The following is a 10,198-nucleotide window of genomic DNA, read 5'->3' as shown; positions in this document are numbered from 1 at the left end:
ATTAACCCTTTTGTGCCTTAAGTCCTTTCCTGTATGAATTTCAGCTACTTTTGAGCGTAGTTGCTCTCATCGAATTTTATTTTAAGTTAATTATTTGCATAACAATTCCCGAAGAGCCTTTTTAATCATCATGAGAATATATCGCGGATCTTTTTTTCGAGGTTTTACTAAATGATAAATTAATCTTGTTCTGGCATAATCCATGATATTTTGATCCTTAAAAATTTCATTCATTGCTTTGTATGCGGAAAACATTATGTTATTAGGAAATCCAAAGATAATAAATCTAACAATAGTCCAAGTATTTTTCATGATTGTTTCTGGGTACTTACAAATTATTTCTGGGATTTTATTGATTAATTGTATAACCAAGTTTTCATCGTAATCAGGATCATGATCATTTTTTACATCAAATAAATAATTAGTTATTCGATCACAATCTTTTTTTTGAAGGTTGGCTGTAAGATTAATAGTATTTATGTCAAAATCTTCATCTTCATCTTTTTTTGTTTTCTGATTATCTTCCCAATGTTCCTCATTTATAAGTTCATTACCATAAGCTATTTGATGATCTTTTCTAAAAAAATCTTTGACTTTAGGATTATGTATAATTTTCGTTTTTGCCGAGTTTAAGTTTAGTCCTATCCTATGTAGTTCTTCTTGCAAAATATTAACCGCTTTGATTACTTCATCTTTAGTATTAGTAATAATTTTAATATCATCAACGTATCGAGCATAATGAAAGCCATAAGCAATCATTAATTCATCTATTTTACTTAGTAAAATATTTGCCAAATAGCCATCAGTTCCATTACCTACTAAAAGCCCTTGTTCTTTTTTTTCTACCTTTAATAAGCCATCAATAACCGAGTAAAATTCAATTTCTGGCTGCAATATTTTCTGCAACAACGGTTTATATTTTTGAGGTAGAATACTCCCTGTTAAATTAAAGAGATTATTGATTAAGTAATTAGGTGATACGCTATCATAAAATGATGTTATATCGGCGTTTAATAAATAAGACTCTCTCTGGTCTTTTTTAAATTCTTTAATAAGATTTTCCCCCCATTGGATGAATTTTTTATATTCAGGATTATAAGGTTTAAACAAATGGATAAATCCACTGAGTGAACGTTGAGTTCTGTTAGCATAGCTTGTTTTAATAAAAGAATTTTCAACTGTCAAGGAAAGGACATTAATCAAATGATATCTAATTGCATATTCTTTGAAAGGCAAATATACACATCTTCTAATAAAGACATCTTCTTTGGGATAAGCATAAGCAAATGACTCATCTGGTATATAAGGTTGTTTTAAAGAGTAGATATTTTTAATATATTCAACTAAAAGGTTGATTTTATTTTCATTTTTACAATTGATACTTAGTTCAAAAAAATTACAAAAGTAATCGTCATTAAGCCTACTATACATTGCATAGTAAATTGACATTCTAATTAATTTTGCATCCGTTAAATAGTCTTCTATGTTAAAATTAAGCATAAATATCCTCTTGGCTCTAAATCTATGTTAGAGCTATATTGCTATTTATTTTTCCCTTAGAGCCAAATTTTTTAAGATTCTTTCGATGTTTGCAGTTTCTCATCTCAGCAAAAGAGAGAAAACAGCGATCGCAAACTGCGCCTTCAAATTCTTCAAACTCCCACAAAGCAGCAATCTTAAACTTTTTCTCACGATTTGGACATTTAGACAACAACTTTAAGTCATGCTTCTCACACCTCCCAACCGACTTAAACTGCCATTCAATCCTATGACAAAGCAACTCATCATTTCTGTTCAAATTGTCTCATAAAAGCTCGATCGATCCGATCTTTCCATAACCATAATAACGGTGATTGCCATGCGAAACCGCCCCAAGATGCGATCGCTTTTTGGTCTCCTGTACCGATTAAACTCAGATAATTTTTCTGGGGAAAATAGGGTTTTAAGGGCCGATTTTGCAGAATTCTTTGTAAATTATCGTATAAAGGTTTTCCTTGTCGGACGGCAAAAACTCCCGCTTTCGGACGGGGATAATCTGGAATCGTGGCAATATCTCCCACGGCAAAAATATGGGGATGAGACAGAGATTGCAGATAATTATTCACTAAAATAAACCCTTTTTCATCTGTCAGTAATCCCGACTCTTTAATCCAACTAGAGGCCGAGGCAGTCGTTACCCAAATTGTATAATCCATGGGTAAAACTAACCCCGATGAACAGATAACTTGATCCGGTCTTACTTCTATTACATCCGTTGATAAATATAATCTAATTCCCCTTTGTTTAAAAATCTTCTCTAAACGTTGACCGACCCAATTATTATGGGCTGGTAGTAGTTTTTTTCCTCGATGAATTAGAGATAAATTCAAATTACTGCTAGAGTTGAGAATTTTGGACAAACGGGACTGCATATTTAAAGCTAATTCTACCCCGCCCGCGCCACCGCCCACAATGACGATATTGAGAGGATTATTAGGGTTACTAACCGCTTTTTTGAGGATTTCTTGCCATCCTTCCCGAAAAATCGGCACTGGTTTGGCGGGAATAGCGCACTCTTTAGCACCGATAACATTATCTACTGCCGGGATACTGCCGATATCGATCGAGAGATAATCAAAGGGAATCGGTGAATAATTATTACAAATTACTTGACATTTTTTCGTATCTATGGAAGTAGCTTTAGCTAAACAGAATTGCGCTTGAGAATACCTAGCTAGAGAAGGTAAATCGATATGAGTCTCAGCAAAATCATAAAAACCGGCGATGTGACCGGGTAACATTCCCGAATAGGGGGTATGGGTGACATCGCTAATTAAAATTAATTGAACGTTTTTTAGGGGTGATTGTCCCCAAAGACGAAGGGCGATCGCATGACTATGACCACCACCGATAAAAACTAAGCGTTTGACTAAATCCATAAAAAAACGGGATTGCTGCCAGAAAAGTTAAATTCTAATGAATATATCTTCTTACCCAGAAATTCTGTTGCAAAATCGAGGGTAGATAGACAAAAACTCAAGGCATCGAGGCCATAAAATTTTAACCAATGACAGTAAATTGGGATTTTGCTTTTTTCGGACTCGATATTCTTAAGCAAATTCTATCTAATATCTTCGCTTCCCAATAGAGAGAAGTCTATGCAAGAAGTTTATATCGTGGCCGCAGTCCGGACTCCAATTGGTCGTTTTGGTGGGGGATTGATGGGATTATCCCCGGCCGATTTAGGGGCAACAGTGATGAAATCCGCCATAGAAATCGCTAATTTGCCCCCAGAAGCCCTAGATTTGTACATTTTCGGCAATGTTTTGGGAGCGGGTCATGGTCAGTTAATTCCCCGGCAAGCGGCGATTAAAGCGGGAATTCCCGTAAGCGTGGACGGATATCGGGTGGATATGGTTTGTTCTTCGGGAATGATTGCCGTTAGTAATGCTGCCACCTCAATTCGCGCAGGTGAAGCGGATCTCGTCCTCGCTGGTGGCATCGAATCCATGTCCCAAACCGGCTTTTTTCTCTCCCATCGGGCCCGGTGGGGTTATAAATTCCTCATGGGTGCGCCAGAACAATTAACGGATTTATTACTCCACGATGGCTTAACCGATGCTACCACGGCTGAGGTCATGGGTTCCCAAGTCGATCGCCTCTGTCTCGATCGCGGGGTTTCTCGGCAAGCATTAGACGAAATTGCCGCCTTATCCCACCAAAGAGCGGCCACAGCCACAGAAAAAGGCTGGTTTAAGGGTGAAATCGTGCCGATCGAGCTTAAATCTAAGAAAGGTTCCACAATTCTTGATCAAGATGAGGGTATTCGTTCCGATAGTACCCCAGAAGGGTTAGGAAAACTGCGGCCGGCTTTTAATCCGTCGGGAGTTTTAACCGCGGGGAATAGTAGTCAGATTTCCGATGGGGCCGCCGCTATCCTTTTAGCCAGTAAAAAAGCGGTGGATCAGTACGGTTTAAAACCAATTGCCAAAATCCTTGGCGGCGCTGTGGGTGCTGGAAAAACCGAGCGCTTCCCAGAATTCCCCGTCCTAGCGGTGAAAAAATTACTATCATCTCTAGATAAAACGATCGAAGATTTCGATTTAGTGGAAAATAACGAAGCTTTTGCCTTAAATAATCTGCTTTTTGAGATGGATCTGGGGTTAGCGAGGGAAAAACAAAACGTTCATGGTGGTGCGATCGCCTTGGGTCATCCTATCGGCGCTTCCGGCGCGCGAATTCTGGTGACGTTAATTAATGCGTTGAAAGTACAGGATAAAACCCTCGGTATGGCGGCCATCTGTCATGGGACCGGTGGCGGAACAGCGATCGCAATTGAAAGAGTTTAGGAGGAAAAAGCTATGGTATCTCTGGGACTAGAGGAAAAAGTTATCGTCGTTACGGGCGGAAATCGAGGCATTGGGGCGGCTATTGTCTCTCTTTTGATAGATTTGGGGGCCAAGGTGGCTTACACGGATTTAGCCACCGATAATCCCCAGGGTTTAGGCATTGTGGCCGACGTGACTAAGTTGGAATCGATGGAAGCGGCAGCTCAACAAATTGAAGCGGAATTGGGACCAGTGTATGGCATCGTCGCTAACGCGGGGATTACCAGAGATAACTTTTTCCCTAAATTAACGCCGCTAGATTGGGATTTAGTGATTAATGTCAACCTAAAAGGGGTTAATCACACGATTAAGCCATTTATTGAGGGAATGTATGAACGACAAGCGGGATCGATCGTTTGTATTAGTTCTATTTCCGGTGATCGCGGTAATGCCGGCCAAACTAACTACGCGGCCACAAAAGCGGCAGTTATTGGTTTAGTCAAATCCTTAGCGCGAGAAGCTGCCCGTTATAATATTCGCGCCAATGCGATTGCGCCGGGGTTTATTAACACGGAAATGACTTTAGCGATTCCCGAGAAAGTTCGCGATAAAATCACCGCAGAAATTCCCTGTCGTCGCTTCGGTGAACCCGCAGATATCGCCTGGGCAACTGCCTATTTACTCTCTCCTATTGCCAGCAGTTATGTCTCTGGAGAAGTCCTCAGAGTTAATGGGGCCCATCACACTTAATCAGTTATCAGTTATCAGTTATCAGTTATCAGTGGGTAAGTTATCAGTTATCTAATTCAAAGATGGAAAATGTGTTTGTTATTGTCGCTGCTAAGTTGCTTGGTTCAGTGGGTGAGTTTCGTTTTCTGACGATAGGACAGTCAAAATTACAAAAGCTGTTAGTCAAATCCCATACAGAAAGAGAAAATGAAATTCGCTTAATTAGCGCCCGTTTAGCTAGTAAACAGGAGAGAAAAAATTATGAATCAGGAGTCTGAAGAAACGGTTAATGACGAGATGCGGACTGAATATGACTTTTCCAGTGGTATTCGTGGCAAATATTATGAAGCTTATCGACAGGCTAGTAATGTGATCATTCTCGATCCCGATGTGGCGGAAATTTTTCAAGATTCAGCCTCAGTCAATGAAGCGTTAAGATTGCTAGCAAAAATTGCCAAGTCTGGAAAAATATGACTTATCAGTTATCAGTTATCAGGTGTAGGATGGGTTATTAAACTACCGAAATCAGCGTTAAAGGAAAAGGGCAAAAATAATGGATAAACCGACACAAGCTTGGAGTGAGATGGCCGCCGATTACGTCAATCTTTGGACAGAAACCGGGACAAAAATGTGGTCAAGTTGGTTTGATATGATGGGGGCAATACCCCCGGCCATGGGCAATATTAAACCAGAATTGCAAGAGGCAACCCAGCGCTATTTTGATAATCGGGATTTATTGATCAAATTCCTAAAATTATCGGTGGAAGCTTGGGAAAGTATCTTCCCGAAAATGCAAACAGGAGAAGACTGGCAAACAATTTTAAATAATTATACCCAACAGATGCGCGGTCAACTGAATAGTTTTACTGCCACCACTTCCAAAAGTAGTCAAGATGTCAGTCAACTATGGACAATTTACCTACAACAATTGCAAAGTCTCAATCATTTATGGTTCGATCCTTTCGTCCTGTCAAATGACACAATAACCAAAGCTTGGTTAGGTAATAGTTCTTCTTTGATCGAACTGAATAATATCTACTGGCAGAAGTTTTATGATGAAACTTTTGGCCAATGGTTACAGATGCCTTTATTGGGATTGCCGCGAGAATTTAACCGCAAATTACTCGATAGTTTTGAAACTTGGCGGGTTCTTTATCAAGCTAGTATTAACTATCAAATTGTGCTGGCTGATATTCAAGTTAAATCCTTTGAAGCTTTAACTAAAAAATTAGTTTTCCTAGCACAAAAAGGTCAACCTGTCAAGAATTGGCGAGAATTTCAAGATGTGTGGAGTGTAGTCGCCGATGATATTTTTGAAAAGGCTTTTTGTCAACCAGAAAACCTAAAAGTACGGGGAAAATTTATTAATTCCCTCAATGATTATCGCCTCAAACAGCAGGATTTAATGGAAATTTACCTGCGATCAATGAATCTGCCTACCCGCAGCGAAGTCGATGAAATTCATCGGACTATCTATGAATTACGCAAAGAGGTAAAAAGTCTCAAAAAAACTTTAGGAGAAAAAAAGCAGTAGAAAGTAACAATTAGTTAATTGTACTTGACAATCAGGTAAGTTATCAGGAGTCAGGATTCAGGATTCAGGAGATAGGGTTTTAGGGTTTTAGGGTTTTAGTTGAAATTCCCCCACCTCCCCACTTCCCCACTTCCCCACTTCCCCACTTCCCCACTTCCCCACTTCCCCACTTCCCCACTTCCCCACTTTTCTAGGAGAATTAAATTATGTGGCCATTTTTGACGCAAGTGAAACTGGAAGACTTTACCCAAGATTATCTAGAATTAACTCAGAAAAATCTCAAAGGTTTAGACAATCTCAAACGAGTTAAAGAAGAAGATATTCAGTGTGGAGTCTCGGAAAAAGAAGCAGTTTATCGGGAAGATAAAATCATTCTCTATCACTTTAAACCCGTGGTCGAAAAACCCTTCGAGATTCCCTTGCTGATGGTTTATGCTTTGGTCAATCGTCCCTACATGGTAGATTTACAGGAGGGGCGTTCTTTAGTGGCAAATCTGCTGAAATTAGGCTTAGATATCTACTTAATTGATTGGGGATATCCCACGAGGAGCGATCGCTGGTTAACCCTTGATGATTATATCAATGATTATGTCGATAATTGCGTCGATTTTATTCGTCAAAGTCACCATCTCGACAAGATTAATCTGTTAGGAATCTGTCAGGGAGGAACCTTTAGTTTATGCTATAGTTCCCTCTATCCCGATAAGATAAAAAATCTGGTGACAATGGTGACACCGGTGGACTTTTATCAAACCGAGACCCTCTTAAATATGCGCGGGGGATGTTCCTTAGGCTCCGAAGCATTAGACATCGATTTAATGGTAGATGCTATGGGCAATATTCCGGGAGATTTTCTCAACTTAGAGTTTCTAGAATTGAAACCTTTGCAGTTAGGTTATCAGAAATACCTTGATTTTCCTGACATCATGGAAGACGAATCAAAATTAGTTAATTTTCTGCGTATGGAAAAATGGATTTTTGATAGTCCCGACCAAGCGGGAGAATCCTATCGACAGTTTCTCAAGGATTTCTATCAGCAAAATAAACTGATTAAAGGGGAAGTGATGTTAGGAGATAAACGGGTAGATTTACACAATCTGACCATGCCAATTCTCAATCTTTATGCGGATAAAGATCACCTTGTACCTCCCGCTTCTTCCCTCGCTTTAGGGAATTATATCGGTACTTCTGACTATACCGCTTGTGCTTTCCCGGTCGGACATATCGGAATGTATGTCAGTGGCAAAGTGCAACGGGATTTACCCCCCGCTATTAGCGATTGGTTAAAAGCAAGAGGTTAACAATCCTAGAAAATATCCCCTTTTCCCAGTTTGGGAGAGGGGTTTATAGTAGTCATGTGGCCAATCCACTCTAGGAGAGGAACCTAAAGCTTATCTGTTGGCGTTCTGAGTTAAATTAGCGTGAAATTGTCGGTAAGTAATGTGCTTTCAGAGTTACGCTGATCGATCGCGCACCAGAGATTACTAAGTTTAAGGTTCGGCAATCTGGCATAATCCGAGCTATCTCTGGCATAATCCGAGCTATCTGACCTACTTGACCATTTGACCTGTGATCGCAATGAAACCCGATTCCCACAACAAAACGATATTTAGGAGCATCTGGGGATGGAAAGGAAAATCTGGTCGCCTACCACAGACCGCTCCTTCTGTTCCCCCATTATCATCTACAAAACTGATTCAGCTTGCTCAAGCCAACATAGAAGCAGTATTAGAAATGCTTAATACCTCTTCCGAGGGATTAAGCGAACTCCAGTCCAATCTCCGACTAAGCAAAATTGGGTTAAACGAGATCGCCCATGAGAAACCACCGAAGTGGTATGTTCAGTTGTTGAAGACGTTTCAAAATCCGCTGGCGATTTTATTAATTATTCTGGCAGTTATTGCTTTATTAACTGAAGATGTCAGAGCCGCCGTAATTATTTTTAGCATGGTGATTTTCAGTGTTATTCTCCGCTTTTCTCAAGAATTTCGCTACAGCCAAGCAGCCGAAAAACTACGGGAAATGGTACATACCACTGCCACTGTGAGCCGAAAAGAGCCCCGGAAAGATATTTCTCCCAGCTTGGCACAGGATATGGGTTTGATCCTCAATCTTGATGTTCCAGACCGACAAGAAATCCCCATTAAATTTTTGGTACCCGGTGATGTAGTTTTCTTGGCGGCTGGAGATATGATCCCGGCGGATGTGCGCTTAATTACGGCTAAAGATTTGTTTGTGAGCCAAGGTACTTTGACTGGGGAGTCTTTGCCTGTTGAGAAACAACCCACGTTGCCCAACGATCAGTTACAAAGCCAAAATCCCTTGGAATTGGCCAATCTTTGTTTCTTAGGCACAAACGTGATCAGCGGCACAGGAACAGCCGTTGTCATTGAAACTGGCAGCAATACCTACCTGGGTTCTCTGGCGAAAACCCTGGTGGGTCGGAAAACCATGACCAGTTTCGATAAGGGCGTGAATGATGTCAGTTTACTGCTACTGCGTTTCATGCTGGTGATGGCTCCGATTGTTTTTCTGATCAATGGTTTGATCAAAAAGAACTGGGGAGAGGCTTTCTTTTTTGCCCTCTCGGTAGCGGTGGGTTTAACCCCAGAGATGTTGCCAATGATTGTGACTGCAAACCTAGCGCGGGGAGCGATCGCCATGTCTGAGAAAAAGGTGATCGTCAAGAATATCGATGCTATTCAAAACTTTGGGGCGATGGACATTCTCTGTACCGATAAAACGGGAACCCTCACCCAGGACAAAATTGTCTTGGAAATGCACTTAGACATTTATGGGGAAGAAAATGAAGAGGCTCTAGAATTTGCCTTTCTCAATAGCTTCTACCAGACAGGTCTGAAGAATCTGCTTGATGTAGCGGTACTAGAACATATTGAACTCCACGAATCCTTAAAAGTGGAACATAAATTTCTCAAAGTTGATGAAATTCCCTTTGATTTTCTCCGTCGTCGTATGTCCGTTGTGGTGGAAGAAGAAAACCACCACCATGAACTAATTTGCAAAGGGGCTGTTGAAGAAATTCTTCAAGTCTGTACGCAGGTCAAAGTAAATGATCAGATTTTGCCCGTTGATGCTTCGATCCACGCACAAGTCGCTCATTTAAATCAGGAACTCAACGAAGATGGACTAAGAGTGATTGCGCTGCCCAGCAATGCTCTAAAGTTGATAAATATCAATCTAACAAAAACTCAAAGCCTTAGTATACAAGCTTTACAAGCATGAGTTGTTGATAGTTTTACATGACAGGTTCGGTAGAGCCATAAAGAATTACCCTTAGACCAACGCAGTTACTCCGTTGCCGATGAACAGGATTTAATTTTGATCGGTTTGATTGCATTCCTCGATCCACCTAAAGACTCGGCAGCCCAGGCGATCGCTGCTCTCAATAACAGCGGTGTACAGGTAAAAGTATTGTAAAGTTTCAATACAAATATGGTCATATATAGTTATTCATGGTAATATGTACAGACAAAACTATCGGACTAGGCAAAAAAACAGGAATAAGTTATCGAACGGCTTGGAGGTGGTGGAAACAAGGGAATTTAACAGGCTATCAATTGCCTTCTGGTACAATTATCACAACGGATGACAACCCTTCAAAACCCGA

Annotated in this window: 8 protein-coding genes and 1 pseudogene; 7 read left to right on the top strand and 2 right to left on the bottom strand. The window is 40.4% G+C overall.

Annotated features, from left to right (window positions below):
- Positions 1-90: 90 nt before the first annotated feature.
- Together EWV84_RS07115 and EWV84_RS07110 are read right to left on the bottom strand one after the other, a co-directional pair.
- Positions 91-1,500: an RNA-directed DNA polymerase gene (locus tag EWV84_RS07115; protein WP_287077444.1), complete on the bottom strand. Its 1,410-nt coding sequence runs from the start codon at positions 1,498-1,500 to the stop codon at positions 91-93.
- 284 nt (positions 1,501-1,784) lie between these two features.
- Complete coding sequence (locus EWV84_RS07110; RefSeq protein ID WP_287077442.1) at positions 1,785-2,918, bottom strand: FAD-dependent oxidoreductase; 1,134 nt, start codon at positions 2,916-2,918, stop codon at positions 1,785-1,787.
- 219 nt (positions 2,919-3,137) lie between these two features.
- Here EWV84_RS07110 and phaA point away from each other — a divergent pair, with 219 nt between their 5' ends.
- The 7 genes and pseudogenes from phaA (at position 3,138) to mgtA (ending at position 9,813) form a co-directional block, all read left to right on the top strand.
- Entirely contained in the window at positions 3,138-4,328 is a 1,191-nt protein-coding gene (gene phaA / locus EWV84_RS07105; protein ID WP_287077440.1) for an acetyl-CoA acetyltransferase PhaA, read from the top strand.
- 12 nt (positions 4,329-4,340) lie between these two features.
- Complete coding sequence (gene phaB / locus EWV84_RS07100; protein WP_286825393.1) at positions 4,341-5,057, top strand: acetoacetyl-CoA reductase PhaB; 717 nt, start codon at positions 4,341-4,343, stop codon at positions 5,055-5,057.
- A 62-nt stretch (positions 5,058-5,119) separates the two neighbouring features.
- Positions 5,120-5,314, top strand: coding sequence for a BrnT family toxin (locus tag EWV84_RS07095; RefSeq protein WP_287077438.1), 195 nt, complete (start codon positions 5,120-5,122; stop codon positions 5,312-5,314).
- Positions 5,298-5,510, top strand: a complete 213-nt coding sequence (locus EWV84_RS07090) for a hypothetical protein (protein ID WP_287077437.1) — start codon at positions 5,298-5,300, stop codon at positions 5,508-5,510. Before EWV84_RS07095 ends, EWV84_RS07090 begins: the two co-directional genes overlap by 17 nt.
- A 79-nt stretch (positions 5,511-5,589) precedes the next feature.
- Positions 5,590-6,584: pseudogene (phaE, locus tag EWV84_RS07085) on the top strand (class III poly(R)-hydroxyalkanoic acid synthase subunit PhaE).
- Positions 6,585-6,776: 192 nt separating this feature from the next.
- The gene (locus tag EWV84_RS07080) at positions 6,777-7,871 is read left to right on the top strand and encodes a class III poly(R)-hydroxyalkanoic acid synthase subunit PhaC (protein WP_286825396.1); all 1,095 of its coding nucleotides are present in this window, start codon (positions 6,777-6,779) and stop codon (positions 7,869-7,871) included.
- Between the two features lie 277 nt (positions 7,872-8,148).
- Positions 8,149-9,813, top strand: coding sequence for a magnesium-translocating P-type ATPase (gene mgtA / locus EWV84_RS07075; protein WP_287077435.1), 1,665 nt, complete (start codon positions 8,149-8,151; stop codon positions 9,811-9,813).
- The last annotated feature ends 385 nt before the right edge of the window (positions 9,814-10,198 follow it).

The sequence above is a fragment of the Microcystis sp. M_QC_C_20170808_M3Col genome, from assembly GCF_007095505.1.
In the GTDB taxonomy this organism is placed as follows: Bacteria; Cyanobacteriota; Cyanobacteriia; order Cyanobacteriales; family Microcystaceae; genus Microcystis.
This window is presented reverse-complemented; position numbering and strand designations above follow the sequence as displayed.

Coding starts and splice junctions, on each gene's coding strand:
- mgtA (WP_287077435.1), top strand. CDS start 8,149: ATGAAACCCGATTCCCACAACAAAACGATATTTAGGAGCATCTGGGGA.
- EWV84_RS07080 (WP_286825396.1), top strand. CDS start 6,777: ATGTGGCCATTTTTGACGCAAGTGAAACTGGAAGACTTTACCCAAGAT.
- EWV84_RS07115 (WP_287077444.1), bottom strand. CDS start 1,500: ATGCTTAATTTTAACATAGAAGACTATTTAACGGATGCAAAATTAATT.
- phaB (WP_286825393.1), top strand. CDS start 4,341: ATGGTATCTCTGGGACTAGAGGAAAAAGTTATCGTCGTTACGGGCGGA.
- EWV84_RS07090 (WP_287077437.1), top strand. CDS start 5,298: ATGAATCAGGAGTCTGAAGAAACGGTTAATGACGAGATGCGGACTGAA.
- phaA (WP_287077440.1), top strand. CDS start 3,138: ATGCAAGAAGTTTATATCGTGGCCGCAGTCCGGACTCCAATTGGTCGT.
- EWV84_RS07095 (WP_287077438.1), top strand. CDS start 5,120: ATGGAAAATGTGTTTGTTATTGTCGCTGCTAAGTTGCTTGGTTCAGTG.
- EWV84_RS07110 (WP_287077442.1), bottom strand. CDS start 2,918: ATGGATTTAGTCAAACGCTTAGTTTTTATCGGTGGTGGTCATAGTCAT.